Annotated in this window: 17 protein-coding genes; 11 read left to right on the forward strand and 6 right to left on the reverse strand. The window is 40.8% G+C overall.

What is annotated here, in order from left to right:
* Positions 1–5: 5 nt before the first annotated feature.
* From N782_RS20545 to N782_RS21385, 3 genes are all read right to left on the reverse strand, one after another.
* The gene (locus tag N782_RS20545; RefSeq protein ID WP_052111075.1) at positions 6–587 is read right to left on the reverse strand and encodes a DUF5819 family protein; all 582 of its coding nucleotides are present in this window, start codon (positions 585–587) and stop codon (positions 6–8) included.
* 64 nt (positions 588–651) lie between these two features.
* Positions 652–1,020, reverse strand: coding sequence for a hypothetical protein (locus N782_RS00520; protein ID WP_036815147.1), 369 nt, complete (start codon positions 1,018–1,020; stop codon positions 652–654).
* 252 nt (positions 1,021–1,272) lie between these two features.
* On the reverse strand, positions 1,273–1,410 hold the full coding sequence (locus N782_RS21385) for a hypothetical protein (protein WP_161783047.1): 138 nt from the start codon (positions 1,408–1,410) through the stop codon (positions 1,273–1,275).
* Between the two features lie 157 nt (positions 1,411–1,567).
* On the opposite strand from N782_RS21385, the gene N782_RS00525 reads away from it, so the two are divergent.
* Positions 1,568–2,464: a helix-turn-helix domain-containing protein gene (locus tag N782_RS00525; protein WP_052111076.1), complete on the forward strand. Its 897-nt coding sequence runs from the start codon at positions 1,568–1,570 to the stop codon at positions 2,462–2,464.
* Between the two features lie 121 nt (positions 2,465–2,585).
* Here N782_RS00525 and N782_RS00530 read toward each other — a convergent pair whose 3' ends face one another.
* Genes N782_RS00530 through N782_RS00540 form a run of 3 tightly spaced genes read right to left on the reverse strand, consistent with a single transcriptional unit; the run spans position 2,586 to position 6,380 of the window.
* Positions 2,586–3,962, reverse strand: a complete 1,377-nt coding sequence (locus tag N782_RS00530; RefSeq protein ID WP_036815150.1) for a PTS ascorbate transporter subunit IIC — start codon at positions 3,960–3,962, stop codon at positions 2,586–2,588.
* 35 nt (positions 3,963–3,997) lie between these two features.
* Positions 3,998–4,264, reverse strand: a complete 267-nt coding sequence (locus N782_RS00535) for a PTS sugar transporter subunit IIB (RefSeq protein ID WP_036815151.1) — start codon at positions 4,262–4,264, stop codon at positions 3,998–4,000.
* A gap of 16 nt (positions 4,265–4,280) precedes the next feature.
* Positions 4,281–6,380 (reverse strand): BglG family transcription antiterminator, encoded by a 2,100-nt coding sequence (locus tag N782_RS00540; protein ID WP_036815154.1) that lies wholly within the window; start codon positions 6,378–6,380, stop codon positions 4,281–4,283.
* 401 nt (positions 6,381–6,781) lie between these two features.
* On the opposite strand from N782_RS00540, the gene N782_RS00545 reads away from it, so the two are divergent.
* From N782_RS00545 to N782_RS00585, 10 genes are all read left to right on the forward strand, one after another.
* Positions 6,782–6,979: a hypothetical protein gene (locus N782_RS00545; RefSeq protein WP_036815156.1), complete on the forward strand. Its 198-nt coding sequence runs from the start codon at positions 6,782–6,784 to the stop codon at positions 6,977–6,979.
* A 19-nt stretch (positions 6,980–6,998) separates the two neighbouring features.
* Positions 6,999–7,505 carry a GNAT family N-acetyltransferase gene (locus N782_RS00550; RefSeq protein ID WP_036815159.1) on the forward strand — a complete coding sequence of 169 codons (507 nt, stop codon included), beginning with the start codon at positions 6,999–7,001 and terminating at the stop codon, positions 7,503–7,505.
* 522 nt (positions 7,506–8,027) lie between these two features.
* Positions 8,028–8,789: a transposase gene (locus N782_RS00555; protein ID WP_036815161.1), complete on the forward strand. Its 762-nt coding sequence runs from the start codon at positions 8,028–8,030 to the stop codon at positions 8,787–8,789.
* A gap of 135 nt (positions 8,790–8,924) precedes the next feature.
* Entirely contained in the window at positions 8,925–9,092 is a 168-nt protein-coding gene (locus N782_RS21390; RefSeq protein WP_161783048.1) for a hypothetical protein, read from the forward strand.
* A 747-nt stretch (positions 9,093–9,839) separates the two neighbouring features.
* On the forward strand, positions 9,840–10,388 hold the full coding sequence (locus tag N782_RS00560) for an RNA polymerase sigma factor (protein ID WP_036815373.1): 549 nt from the start codon (positions 9,840–9,842) through the stop codon (positions 10,386–10,388).
* Positions 10,375–10,710, forward strand: coding sequence for a hypothetical protein (locus tag N782_RS00565; RefSeq protein WP_036815165.1), 336 nt, complete (start codon positions 10,375–10,377; stop codon positions 10,708–10,710). Before N782_RS00560 ends, N782_RS00565 begins: the two co-directional genes overlap by 14 nt.
* Positions 10,688–12,814, forward strand: a complete 2,127-nt coding sequence (locus N782_RS00570; RefSeq protein ID WP_036815166.1) for a carboxypeptidase-like regulatory domain-containing protein — start codon at positions 10,688–10,690, stop codon at positions 12,812–12,814. The genes N782_RS00565 and N782_RS00570 overlap by 23 nt, the downstream gene beginning before the upstream one ends.
* A 383-nt stretch (positions 12,815–13,197) precedes the next feature.
* Positions 13,198–13,956 carry a hypothetical protein gene (locus N782_RS00575; RefSeq protein ID WP_036815167.1) on the forward strand — a complete coding sequence of 253 codons (759 nt, stop codon included), beginning with the start codon at positions 13,198–13,200 and terminating at the stop codon, positions 13,954–13,956.
* Between the two features lie 4 nt (positions 13,957–13,960).
* Positions 13,961–14,335, forward strand: coding sequence for a GntR family transcriptional regulator (locus N782_RS00580; protein WP_036815170.1), 375 nt, complete (start codon positions 13,961–13,963; stop codon positions 14,333–14,335).
* Positions 14,332–15,018 (forward strand): ABC transporter ATP-binding protein, encoded by a 687-nt coding sequence (locus N782_RS00585; RefSeq protein ID WP_036815172.1) that lies wholly within the window; start codon positions 14,332–14,334, stop codon positions 15,016–15,018. Before N782_RS00580 ends, N782_RS00585 begins: the two co-directional genes overlap by 4 nt.
* The last annotated feature ends 149 nt before the right edge of the window (positions 15,019–15,167 follow it).

Here is a 15,167-nt window from a genome sequence, read left to right on the forward strand (position 1 = left end):
TTTTTTTACACTCTTACATCTGGAATGTAATAGTATCGATAATTACTCTCACCATCTTTTCCGTATTCAGGAAATTCTTCTATAACAAATTTAATCTCTAATTCATGAATGTCCTTTTTATCTGCTAATTGAGTTAGTTCTTTTTCTACGATGTTATAAAGCATATTTAAGTGTATATCTTTTTCAACATTCTTTTCCTCGAAAAAATCTTCATTATCATTTAATTTCTTTATCATCTCTCTTTGAGAGGTTCTTAATGCTGATAGTTTAGGTCTATTCTGATTAAATCTATTTTTCTGTAATCCGCTAGTATAAGTCTTGGAAATGTTGATCCACTCTGTATGTTTCGTTTGATTCTCTTCCTGAAAAGAAGCTCTAGCTAATACATAATTGTTAGTACTCACAGGGTCTGGAGCGAATAAATGCCAATTTTGCTTGAATATGGGCCCGACATAACTATTGATAACAGGTGCCATTTTGAAATTCATCGGATTAATGGGTAGGTTGTATAATAAAACAGCCGATATATGAAAAACACAAAAACAAGAAATACAAACAAAGAATAGTTTTGATAGTTTTGTTTTCATTTTTTCCTCCTTAAAAAGATAGAGGGAAGTAAAAGCCTATCAAGACTTTTACTTCCTAATTGAATTATCTTCCGAATTCTGTAACTTCTCCAGCTGATACTTTTTCCTTTGATGCGCCGCCTACACCGTAATATTGAGCTTCAGGAGCAGCATCATAAGCGCCAGCTTCTAATTGTGCATTATATTGGTCATTCAACCAATCACCAGCAGCTTTTCCTGCATCGTACACAGCTGCTGATACAACACCTACTGCAATCCCGCCCCAAAAGCTACTTTCTTTTTTTGCTCCGCCTTCAACCGATTCGATCTTGTTTAATTCATCCCCACTAACATAATCTGTCTGGGCATTCGCACCAAGGGAAAAAGAGAAGAAGGTTAACCCCACTACCGTACTTACACTGAACACTTTTAATTTCTTTGACATTTTCTTCATTAATAATTCCTCCTTATCAATATTTCTATTTGAGCCTAACAGCTTTTTGAAAAGGTTGAATTTCCACTCATAGGTTCTGTGATTAAAATAGATACCAAAATAACATCCATTAATTAGATATTTCACAGAAATATAACAATAGGAATATTTTAAATAAATTAGTGCTTAACAAAATAAAAAACCTCTTCATGACAATGAAGAGGTGATGATTGAACATATTTTTTTATTACTATAAATCGTTTTGTGAGAATATTAATGTTGGTCTGGTAATTCATCTGCCCAAGGATTATCGAGGTCGAAATGATGTTTATGATTTGGAAGGTCAGATCCTAACCAGACACCAGTAAATAACATCAAACCAATGATAAACCGTAAAGATAATTTTTTCACAGTAGCCCCTCCTTTTTTCTTAATTATATAAAAAGTTTTGGATTGGTGCTTTTTCTGTGTCATAGAATGAGTAGGACAGTACTCCCTGAACCTTCCATTTCCTCCTGTTTATCAGTAGAATATAATTATAGGAATATTTTATGAAGAGGGTGAGTGAATGGACTATCAACATATATCTGGTGTAATAAAGGAACTACGAAAGCATAATAATATGACCCAGAAAGAATTAGCAGAAGATATATGTACCCAAGCTCAAATAAGTAAATTAGAAAATGGAAACGAATATCCTTCTTGTATTACGTTATACTACATATCTCAAAAACTAGGAGTTGATATGGATTATTTTTTCGAATCGATTTATACACCACGATTGGATTATGTGAATGAAGTGAAAACACTCCTAAGAGAGTTTATTAGAGAAAGGAATTATGAAGAAGTGTTTCAAATCGTTCAAAACGAAAAGAACACACCGTTATTCAAATCCGGTCACAACCTTCAGTTTCTTATTTGGCATGAGGGAATTGCCGAGTATTACATGCATGGAAATGTGGAAAGAGCAATCGATTTATGTACCTACGCCCTCAACATAACTAGTAATCATTACAAGCCTTATAGTGAAAGAGAAATTGAGATTTTAAATAGCATCGGAATTATTTATAAAGAAAATAATGAGCACCAGAAAGCCTTGTACGTCTTTGAAGATGCTCTTTCCCACTTTCTTCATCTACCGAAGATTTCTGATCGTACCATACAAATACGGATTATCTATAATGCATCAAAAGTTAGCTATAATCTAAAGGAATGGCATCAAGGGATAAGCTTTTGTGAACAAGGAATAAACTTGTGTAAGAAAACAGAATCCCTCTATTTACTAGGTGAATTATATTATCAGAAGGGGCGTTGTTACTTCAATTCACACCATCAAGAAGAAGCATTTAGCCAATACCACAAGGCCCTATCTGTTTTTGAAATCCAGGATAAAACTGCCTATATTAAAGTTGTACAAGATGCAATCAACGAAGTTACTGGGGAAGAGCAAGTGGGGAGTCAGTGAGACGAGGAACCTGTCCCTCCACCCCACAGGTCCCTGGTCCCCACGCCCCATAACATACGAAAAAACCCCCTAAGAGCGCCGTGCTCTTAGGGGGAGAGAGTGGGACGAGGGACCTGTCCCCTTATCCCGCTTCTGTAGCTTCTTCTTCTTGTTCGTTATTGCCGCCGCGTTGTTTCCAGCCGATGCCGAATAGGATGGCTAGGACAACTAGGCTTAGGATGATGAACAGGATGTTTGATTCAGCTAGTCCGATTAGGTTACCAAGGATGATGCCGACAACACCGAAGTCTGCGTCGCCGAATGTTGTTCCTTCGAATCCTAGCGTGCCTAGTACTGGTAGTAGTAGGGCTGGTAGGAAGCTGATGATGACGCCGTTGGCCATACTGCCGAAGATGGCGCCTTTTCTTCCACCTGTTGCGTTACCGAATACGCCGGCTGCCGCTCCGGTGAAGAAGTGTGGAACAAGTCCTGGCACGATGACTTTCAGGCCGAAGATTGGTAGGAAGAACATGCTTAGAAGTCCTGCTACGAAACTTAGGATGAAGCCAATGATTACGGCGTTTCCTGCGAATGGGAAGACGGCCGGAGCATCAAGTGCTGGCTTGGCATTTGGTACGATTTTTTCTGCGATACCTTTGAAGGCAGGTACGATTTCACCTAGTAGCATGCGCACACCGGATAGGATGATGTAAACGCCTGCTGCGAACGTTAGGCCTTGCATGAATGCGAAGACGAGGAAGTTTTGTCCTCCGCTTAGGTTGTTCTGGATAAAGCTTGGTCCTGCGAATAATGCTACGACGAAGAATAGGATGACCATCGTTAGGGATACGGAAACGGATGTGTCACGTAAGAACCCTAGTGACTTCGGTACGTTGATCTCTTCTGTGGAACGAGAGTTTTTGCCGACTTTTTTACCAATAAGTGCAGAGATAAAATAGCCAGTAGAACCGAAGTGGCCGACAGCAAAGTCATCGGAACCAGTGATTTGGCGCGTGTAAGGTTGTAGTAGAGCTGGGAATAGCACCATCAATGATCCTAGAATGACGGATCCGACAAGTACCATCATAACACCGCTCAAGCCACCCGTTTTTAAAATCACGGCAATCATACATGCCATGAACATGGTATGGTGACCAGTTAAGAAAATATATTTAAAAGGGCTAATGCGGGCGATGATAATGTTGGCTACCATACCGAACAGCATGATCATCGCCGTTTCGGTACCAAAGCTTTCTTGAGCAAGTGCTACGATGGCTTCATTGTTTGGAATGACGCCATCTACGCTAAATGCCTCGTTAAACATGTCGCTAAATTTACCAAGTGATTGAACGAGGACATTGGCACCTGCACCTAGGATGACGAAGCCCATGATTGTTTTCAGTGTTCCAGAAACCGTATCGGCAACATTTTTCTTTTGAGCGATTAAACCGATGAGTGCAAATAGTCCGACCAGAATCGCAGGGGTGCCAAGTATGTCGTTCATTATTAGATTGATCATGTTCTCATCCTTTCATGGGGTAGTAATTCGTGTTCTTACAGGTTGTTTTCTAGTGCTTCACGTAGTTCTTGCTTGTCCATTAGGTTGTTTAGTTTCGCGATGTTCTTTTTGCCGTCGTCAATGTTACCAACGATGTCTTCAGAGCCGATATACAGATCAGCGTGTTCTGTTTTCGCAGATGTTAGATCTGTGTGGGATACCTCTGCTTCTTTTCCAAGGTCCTTCAAAATGCTATTCACGTTCATTTCCACGATCATGCTGCTTCCTAGTCCGTTTCCGCATACTACTAAAATTTTTGTCATAATAAATTCCTCCTAATTAATGGGTTGAGTATTGTTTTACTAAGTTAATAACTTCTTCCGAGTTATTCGTTTGAATCAAGTGCTCGAGGTTCTCTGGTTCTGACAGCATCGTCGTTAGCTGGGACAATGCTTGTAAGTGCGTTTCGTTATCAATCGCTGCCAATACGATAATCAGGTTGGCGCGATGTTTTTCTTTTTCGGAAAAATGGACGGGCTCTTTCACGCGTAGAAAACTCATGCCTAGCTTTTCTACACCAGCTTCAGGTCGGGCGTGCGGAATCGCAATCTGCGGGGCAATGACGACATAAGGTCCATTTTCGTACACATTATCGATCATCGCCTGCACGTAATCCTCGGTTATTTTTCCTGAATGAATCAGTGGTTGTGAAGCCTGGCGGATCGCCTGTTCCCAGTCCGTAATGGATTGTTCGAATTGGATCGTATCTTCTGTTAGCAATTCATCCAGCATAGGGCTAATATTCTCCTTTTCCTTCAGGGTGTGGGTAACCTGATAGTTCTCTAGTTCTTTGCGTAATGCTTGTTCATCATGGACGGTTGCGTATTGTTTGATTGTGTTTAAAAGTTCATCGGTGTTGGATGTTTCGTTTTGTTTTGGTGATAAAATAGTGTCCAATTGGTTGATGACAAAGCGTTTATCCACGTCGGTCAAAAGCGCAGGTACGTTAATGACCGGTGTTTCGTTTTGCTTAATATAATTGGTTGCAAAAATCACGTCGGCATGGTGCGTCGTTTCCTTGAACTCTCGATAGGACATTGTTTTTGTAATTTCTAGGTCATGCAACAGCGACTCTAACTGGGAGCGAAGCATGTTGGATGTGCCGACGCCACTCTCGCAAACAATGATAGCTCGGTACTTTGGATTAAGCGACTTCTCTTGCTTGCGTAGCCAACCACCGAAATGAATGGCAATAAAAGCGACTTCTTCATCAGGAAGCGTACGACCGATTAGTGTTTCAAGGTGTACCATGGATTTTTTCGTGAGTTGAAAAACTTCCTGATAATGTTCCTTGATATAATCAAGCAAATCGTTCTGGATTGTGACGCCATATTTTAATCGGTAGTAGGTCGGCTTAATGTGCGTTAGTAGATTTTCTTCTAGCTGGTCTCGGTCATCAAACAGGATGCACGAATAGATTTGAAAGTCATCGATGATTTTGTTGATGGTGTCGCGTAGCTGCGAAATCTCATCGGTTGGTGCGGTGGAAAAATCATCGTATTCGACCTTCGAGCTCAAAATCTGCAACGTTACATAGCGGTGTTCATCGCTTGATAGGGTTGGGTGGTTCGCTTTTTCTAGTTGCTGGTTAAGCTCGTTTATCGCCTCGTAAGCGTTGGTTTGTTGGATGATATCCTGCTGAGCCAAGTCCATTTCAATGTGCTGCTTCGTTGGTTGTTCGGTTAGGATGATGCCGATTTGATAGGCTAGATGCTCCATCGTTTCATCCGTGAATACCAATCCTAGTGTTTGTTCTGTTTGATAGAGTTGTTCTTTTATAAAAGGAAGCAATTCGTTGGTTTCGGGAGCTTGTTGCTGAACCATTTCCTCAAAAACGTTTCTTACCTGGGTCCATTGCTCATTGGAAAGGATGGAACTGAGTACGCCGGATAGTGCATTTTGCCGATCGAATTCAGAACCTGCTAGCGTGTAGCCAGTCTTCTTTTGATAATGAAGAGACAGGTTATATTCGGCTAGCTTTTCCTCAATCTGCTTTAAATCGTGCACAATCGTGCTCCGACTCATCTGCGTCCAATCCATGAAGTGCTTCATCGTTGATGTCTCGTAATGGGTCAACACATGCAAGATTAGGAGAATCTCACGCTCTTCCTGCGAAAACTTATACTGCCACGATTCGTTGATGATGAATTCTTCCGGCAAAGCCTCTCTAGTAGTGTCGGGTAGGAAAAATCCAACCCCACGCTCCCGAGTAATCGGCTCATAACGTGCATCCTCTAACCAATCATTGATATGCTCCACATCGTAGTACACAGTGCGCTGTGATACCCCCATCTTCGAGGTAAACCACTCAACCGATACAGGCTGCTGCGCCTCATGCAACTGCGACAATATATACGTTCTACGGTGATCTAATGTCATAAGGTTTATCCCTCCATCCCCGGATGATGAAGTTTGCAAAATGAGACAGGGGGACAGGTCCCTCGTCCCACTTCGGTGAGTGGGACGGAGGGACAGGTTCCTTGTCCCAATGCAATGATCATTGCTTAATTCATAGTGTAATGGGTATGCGGAGAAGATGAAAGGGGTTTCAGTATGTAAAGATTGTCAATTGATTGTTTGCAAAATTACACAGGTTGGGGTGAGGTGGGATGGGGGGGGCAGGTTCCTCGTCCCACTTTCGCGTTGTGCGTGCCGCGAGAGAGGGGAATGGGACGAGGGACCTGTCCCTTCGTCCCATGTTAAGGGGGATTTCTTGATATGGGTTGAAATACTTTTGTATAATAAAGGAAAGAAGTCCTTTTAGGAGGGGTGGCCGTAAAATGAATCTTTTTAAGAGAGAGAAACCAATGCTCACTAGTGAAGACGAAAAAGAGTTTCTACGAATAAAAGAATCAGTGGAATCAAAGAGAGCGAAATTGGTTATTGATGCTACTTTCGACCATCAAGAAGATTATGTACTAGATGGTGCTCCTTTAGTCAAAGTCAAACGTTCATATATATATAACAAGTTAAAATAGTTGATAAGGATTGCTTTAATTGGAAGGTGTATCAGTTGAAGCTATTGAAGAAATGTACTCTTGTGATTTCGGTTGGGTGAAAGTTCAGGAATTCAATTCAGATAACCCGTCTTTAAACCGGTTTCTTCACCAGGATGCCTATTATCATTCTATTGAATTTGAAGCTAACACTAGCTTATTAATATCTTCAGAGAATGATATCATAGGGTATTTTACATTAGTACGAAGCAGTATGGACTTCCCTAATATTAAGGTCCCTTGCTTAGAAGTTGCAAAACTTGCAGTACACTTAGATTATCAACAAAATGGTTATGGATCTTATATGATAGATGTCATAAAAAAGGTTGCTAGGCAAACCAATCATAGATATATAACCCTTGATTCTCTTTATTCGCAGTGGTGTTGGTATTATAAACATGGTTTTATGTACATTAAACAAGAAGAGATAGAAAATGAATCTGGCTACGTTTATATGTATTGCGACTTATATGATGAAAACATAAGCAACGATTTTTTGGAAGAGTGATTGTATAATACCAGTTCTTATTGCCAAAAATGGTGATAAGAGGTGAAGTTAATGTCATTATTTAAAAGAAAAAAAACCAATCTTAACAAATGAAGATGAGAAACGATTTTTAGAAGAGAAAAAAGAAAAAGAGAATAAGAGAAAGCAAAATAATAAAAAGAAATAGAATCAAAAATTCTTTTTACATATTTATAAGCAACTAACCCTGCTAATACACTTTGGCTAGGGTTTTTTATTTTTTTGAAAGAGGCTGAGACGAAGGCACGGGTTCCACGTCTCAGTTTGGGACGAGGGACCTGTCCCTTCGTCCCACAAAATGTCGAATAGTAGCAGGATTTGGAGGAAATGTGTGGAATAGTATTAGATGTATCACTTTGCCTCCCCTCTAACCCCTTAGTTGATATCCTCATATGTTGTAAGTTCCCTTCGCAAATCCTTTCCTGATCTAATTTTTCTCTAATTTATGCTGAAGCTGTTTTTTCGTAGTGATTTTGTTTAAATGAGAAATGAGGTGATTCATGTTTGCCTAGAAAACCAAGAAAGAGAAGCTATAATGGTGTGTATCATGTCATGTTGAGAGGGATCAACAAGCAAACGATCTTTGAAGATGACGTCGATAAGAAGAAGTTTTTGGAGATTGTGAAGAAATACAAGCAAGTTTGTGGTTTTGAGTTATACGCTTATTGCTTGATGGATAATCATGTTCATTTGCTTCTGATGGAGAAAGAGGAGACTGTTTCACAGGTGATGAAGCGGATTAGTTCAAGTTTTGTCTATTGGTACAATATGAAATACGAGCGAATCGGTCATCTCTTTCAAGAGCGTTTTCGAAGTGAGAACGTGGAAGACATTCGATATTTCAAAACAGTTCTTCGGTATATCCATCAAAATCCTTTGAATGCCGGTGTGGTCTCCAATGTGTGGAATAGTGAATGGACGAGTATTCATGAATATCTTCATAGATGGGTTATGGTCGATGTCGATCGAGGGTTGAATTTGTTTTCGCACGAACGAGAAACAGCTATTCGAGCCTATATCGATTACATGAAGGAAACCAATGATGATGAGTGTTTGGAATATGTGGACCGAGTACGGGTGCCTGATGAGGAAGTGAGGAAGTATTTGAAATCGATCGGGATAACAAGCGCTACGATGATTCAACGGATGCCGAAAAATGAAAGGGATGCGTTGTTAGCTTTGCTTAAAGAGAGGAAAGGTTTATCCGTTAGTCAGATTTCTAGAATAGTAGGTGTATCGAGAAGTGTGGTAGGCCGTGCTCAGTGAGTGGGATGAGGGGACAGGTACCTCGTCCCAGTGGGTTGGTCTCGAAGCTGTTTGAACAACTGATGGAAAGTTATTACTTTGATAATAATTAGGGTTTATAACGTATGCTATAATATGAAAAAGGAGGTTTGTGGAATGGCGACAAAAAATGATTCAAAGCAAGATTTAGACTACAAAAAAATTGCTAAACGTGTCTTCGAAAAACGTCAACGCCGTATTACAAACTACCGTCCGGAGAATGATGATAACATTTCCAGCATTGAAAAATATTTAAAGAAATACCCTGGTAATAGAAACCGCTAAAATTAGCGGTTTTTTTATCCTCTAGGAAATTATAAAATTCAATGCTTGTGTATAACTGAAAAAGTGAAGTAGCCCCGTCCAGCTCCAGCGCCCAGCGACTAGTATGCTTCCCTCGCCTCCGTACGATAAGTTAACATCGAATCACTTCGTTCTTCGTGTTGCCTTTATCTCCTACGGCTCAGTCCAGCATATACGTCGCTACCCGGGCGCTTGCGCTTTTGTTCTTTCGCTTCACTGTAAATGGAGTTTGAAATGACTTTCCAGAATCTAATTTAATCCCTTTTATTTTCAAAGCTCTTGGTGCTTTGTTTTGAAAACCCTTTTTAGTTAAAATCATGTCTAACCATCTACTGTAATATCGAATGAGTCATACACCCTTTCATGTATATGGATAAGAACTGTATAAATCATTGTATGTGTTGCTCATTAGTACAATGTACTACATAAGGTATTTCTTGGTGATTAAGTTAAAGTATTTGCTATATCAACTTCTGTATTCATATCCCAATGAAAAATTTTAAGGGACAAGGTACAGAGATCACTGAGAAGCGGGGAGAACAGGTGCCTCGTTCTGGGATGAAGGGACAGGTCCCTCATCCCACATTTACATCCAACACCCCGGGTGAAGAGGAAAATGGGACGAGGGACCTGTCCCCCCATCCCAAAAAATTTCAAAAAACGTGCAACTTTTTTGTTAGGTAGCTCATCAGTATAAATAGGAAAGGAGGGCGATGTGTTTTGGAGAATATGCTGGAGCGGTTGCGGCAACGGGATGAGAAAGCGCTAGAGTACGTTATGTATCAGTATGGGAACGAGTTAAAACGGAGTGCTTATCTCATGGTAAAGGATCAGCAGTTGGCTGAAGAGATTGTGCAGGATGGTTTTGTGAAAGTGTTTGATAAGATTCACCAGCTTCAGGATGAATCCAAGCTCAAAAGCTGGCTGATGACCATCGTCCTCAATCAGTGTCGATCGAAAATCAGGACGAAGCGGTTTCGGTTTCCGTTTTTGCCTTTTGACCCGAGTGAACGAGAGATCGAGGCAGGGGAGGATGAGTCGCCAGAGGAGCTGGTTGTTCAAATGCAGAAAAGCGAGTCGCTTGTGGAGCATATACATAACCTGGATCACCATTACCGGGAAGTTATCATTCTATTTTATTATCATGATTATTCACTAGAAGAAATGGTAGAGATTACGAATGTGAAAAAATCTACGATAAAAAGTCGATTGCGCCGAGCTAGGATGCAACTCCGCGATCGGTTAGAGAAAGGGGAGACGATTAATGAAGCGACGTAACATTCAGCAAAAGGTAGATCAGGAACTGGAGCACGTCACATTCCAATCCCAATCCCAAGTGCTGGAAAGGGTTAAGCCTGCCTCCAAGAAAGAGCGGTTACGAGCGTGGTTGAACAAAGAAGTGGAAGTTCCACTCGTCCCAGCCGCCACAGCAAGTCTTTTACTAGTTGTTTCGTTGACGTTCAAGCCTTTTTTCTTATCCAATAATCAAGAACATCCTGCTATTCAAGAAAACGACGAACTCATCGAACGAGGTGGGAGCGTGTACTGGAAAAGCTCTTACATGGAGGTGAAAAACCATGCGCGTGAAAATGAAAATTAAGCATATAATAGCTGTTCTAACGGGTTTTGTTGGGTTACTCGCGTTGTTTATTTTCGTCATGTCACCGAACCTGTCCAATTCCAACGCTCAACAATCGGAAAAAGGTGATCTTTTCGCTCAGCTAGAAACGTTATCGGGGGAAGAGCGTTGGAAACGTATAGAGGAAGACATCATTAGTCGATTTCGAATTAAGCCCTACGACGTGTACAAAACCGCTGGTAGCACAGAATTGACGAATTTAAGTGAGAACAAGAATGAGGAATGGATTCCTTTTATCCGTGAATATATAGAGGAAATCCCGGAAGATAAAAAACGCCCCCCGCAAAATGGTTACTATAAGGAAGCGGTGGAAAAATTGGCGAAGTATTATGAGAAGAAGCAGAACTGGGAAGAGGCCACTAAGGTTCTGAGTCAAGGGATGGACGCTTTACCTGAGGATACAGATGGGTACCAGACATTTAAGGTGCAAAAATTACTCGTAGAATCCTACCAACACCCTGCATCTGCCCTGGAAAAGTTGAACGAGATCAAGCCTTATGAAGTGAAGGAATACCAATACGCTGAACTTTTAAAACGGCAAACAAAGCTTTTGATGGACGCAGGGCAATTGGATGAAGCTCACGAGAAGTTGACGAAAGGCATGGAATATATGGAGCAGAATCATGCCGTCCTCCAATCCATCCAAGAGCGTTTGGAAGCGTGGAAAAACGGGGAGGATCTCGTAACCTATCAAGGAAAACTGCAAACGGACGACGGGAAGCCACTTTCCCACGCAAAAGTTTTTCTCGTGAATCCTGATAGGAAAGGCAACAGTTTTACAGAAAAACAGTCCCCTAGCTCGATTACGGATGATCAAGGGAATTTTAAAATCGAAGCCCTGCCAAAAGGGGATTATCAATTAATGCTAGGTATGACGCTGGACCAAGTGGATGGATACACCTGGCCGGTTGAATCCGATGAGTGGTTAGACGTGCAATCCGATGTGAAAAGGAACATCACGCTACCTTCTCTTATCAAAATTAATTCGCCTATCAATGACCAAATGGTAAAAGGCGATAAGGTAGAGTTTTCATGGGAGCCTGTGGAGGACGCAGCGTATTATCAACTTCACTTCGGTATCCAATACGAAGGCGGCGGCATTACTACTACCGCATCAGAACACATCGAAAGCAATGCGTTCGAAATGTCGAAGCAAGCATTTTTGTTCCAATCATTTGGTACGGTTCAGATAATGGATGGTGACGGGGAAATGCAGATTGTGCCAGAAAGCTTGCTCGGATTGAGTAATCCAAACGTTGATATGTACTGGTATGTGGATGCTTATAATAAACAAGGAGAAATCCTCACAAGCAGCAACGGTTTTCGGTTATCGAAGGAAAACGCAGCGCAAATTCCTTATTTTCACTATGAAAAACAAAGCCTAACAGAAGCGGACGAACTTTTATTAGATGGGAAGCTGGACGAAGCTTTTGCGGCGTATAAAAAGGATGAGAATGACCTGCACAGCCAGCGCATGATCTATGAGATTATCTCTTCCGACCGAGATATGTCACGGTACGAGCAACTTCAAGGAGCATTGCCGTATCTAAAAGAATTAGCAAAACGCACGGATTTGAAAAACTACTGGCACCAACTCGCCACCCATGCCTACTTGGAAGGGGACTGGGAGCGTTATAGAAAGTTTGTCGAGAAGCAAGACGAGAGGGAAATCGTGTGGGATGGCTATGACTGGGGCAAATACGCCATCGTATCAATGAAAATGGGCAAAGATGATGAAGCGGAGCAGTATTTTCTGAACTCTCTGGAGGAAGATGGTACAAATCGCTTCTCCTTAAGCTACGCAATGCTAGAGCTTCATCGAACAGGTAGCTTTGAAAAAGCACAGCAGATTGTAGAAAAGTACCCAGAAAGAAGCCTGAGCTCACAAGACTGGGCAAAGCGATTAGAAGAAATTAAGCGCCAAGTAGAGCAATCAGCTAAAACAAAAGAACTATTCCAACAAGGCCTAAACCGCTACACAACAGACGGCCACCACACCTTCAAACAATGGGTCAATCAACTAGACAACGAACTCCTAAGCGAATTTTTCGAAGAATTGGAGTGAGACGGGGGGACAGGTCCCTCATCCCATTTTGAGAGTGGGACGAGGGGACAGGTCCCTCATCCCAAAAAATGTGGTGCCTCAAAATTAAAATAGGAAGACAGATTTACTAAGGAGAAAGGTTCACAGATCATAAATTGATCATGTGAATCTTTTTTATTATGCAGACTTAGGTACCAGGAATTTAATCAGTTCTCCTTACCCCAATGAAGCCAGATATTGAGATGAGTGGACAGGTCCCTTACCTCACCCGAAAAATGGGACGAGGGACCTGTCCCCCCATCCCAGGGACCTGTCCCCCATCCCACACTCCTTGACGTGAATTAGTGATGTAGTGTACTATTTAACTAGTTCACTATAGATTTTATATTCAAGGAGGTTTTCCAATGAATGCATTTCTAGGATTACTTAAGAAAGAGATGCGTTTGTCTCTACCTTTTCATTTGGTAGTGTTTGCTTTTGTTATTTTAGTTCTGGGACTTACCTATTGGCGTTTAGGGAGTATAGAGCAAGTTTATTTTCTAGGTCCTATTTTATTTCTGATAGGGTTACACATATGGTATATCCCTGGCCATGTGCTCTATAGCTTTGGTAGAGAGGCGAGGATGATGCATGTATTCTTGCACTCACCGCGCTCTATTCATACGTTACTAATGTCAAAATTGCTAAATAGTATCGTTTTTTTCTTTATTTCACTTGCCCTATTAAATGGTCTTTTATTCTTCGTGTTATCTAATATCGATACGTTGAATGATTATCTAGCTACCTTTGCGAGATTTTCATTGTGGATCGAGGCTCATTTTGTGTTACTTTCCATTTATTTTGGTATTTTTGTCTTTTTCTTATGGACAGTTCATCAATTTCTTAAAGGTGCGGTTGGGAAGTGGAGTTGGTTACTCGTTGGAGTTTTATTTATCGCTCTTCCTACCGTACTTGGATGGTTTGAATCACAAGTTTTGGCTGATTATTTGAATTGGGGACAGCTCACTTACGACTTTCCTTCCCTTGAAGGTAAGGTGGAAGAATTCGGTAAACTTGAGCTGGAAGGAAATTTCTACATTGGGACATACGTTTTCCACTTTATCCTTTGTGCTATACTCTATTGGTTAGGAAGTTTTATTCTAGGCCGCAAAGTAGAGGTGTAACGATATGCCCCAGGATTTTCAAAAAGATAAACCCATATATCTTCAATTAATGACCCAGCTTTCAAGTGAGATTATACGTGGAGAACGAAAAGCCGGTGACAAGCTTCCCTCCGTGAGGGAGTACGCTATAGAGGCAGGAGTGAACCCCAATACGATGTCCAAGACGTATAAAGAGTTAGAATCGATGGGAGTCGTAGAATTCCGAAGAGGTCAGGGGACTTTTGTAACGGAAGATTATAATCGACTAGAAAAACTACGAACGCAAATGAAAGAAGAATATATAGAATCTTTTATTAAGGATATGAAAGAACTAGGATTTTCGGCGAAAGAGACGTTAGATGGATTGCAATCGTATTATGAAAAGGAGGATGATGGATGATTACATTGGATCATGTGACAAAAAATTATCTGAACACCTCAGCTCTCAATCAAGTAAACCTTGAATTCAAAAAAGGAAGTATCGTAGGCATAGTAGGGGAAAATGGCAGTGGCAAATCAACTACATTGAAATTGATTGCTGGATTGTTGAGACCGACAAAAGGGAAAGTACTTGTAGACGAAAAAAAAGCTAACCGCCTAATCAGTCGGAAAGTCGCTTATATGTCTGAACTAGAATCTGTCTACCCTTTCTTCACTGTAGGAGAAGCTATAAACTATTTTGAATCGCAATTTGAAGATTTTAATAGAGAAAAAGCGGAGGAAGTTCTTAAGTTTTTACAATTAAGCGATGACCAAAAGGTGAAAAATCTCTCTAAAGGAAACAAAGGACGTCTGAAAATGACGATTACGTTGGCTAGAGAGGCACCATATATTTTATTAGACGAACCGTTTGCAGGACTGGATCCTATGGTACGTAACTCGATAGTCAAAGGACTTATCAGGTTTATCGATTTAGAGAAACAAGCTCTTATTTTAACAACTCATGAAATAAGGGAAATAGAGCCTGTATTGGATGAAGTCGTTGCGATACAAAATGGCAATATCATTGGCAGAGAGCATGTGGAATCGATTCGAGACAATCAAAAAGATGTAGTTACATGGATGGAAGAGCTATACAACTAAAATGCTAACAAATTAAAAACCTCTTTTCTTACAGGAGAGGTTTTTAATTTGTCCTTTTTTAGTAGGGCCGTTCCTTTTTAAAGGGATACATTAGCAAAAGGAGTTCGAATATGTTTAAGCTATTTCAAGCGATTTTTATGGTGCTCTCT

It is taken from the genome of Pontibacillus yanchengensis Y32 (assembly GCF_000770635.1).
Lineage (GTDB): Bacteria > Bacillota > Bacilli > Bacillales > BH030062 > Pontibacillus > Pontibacillus yanchengensis.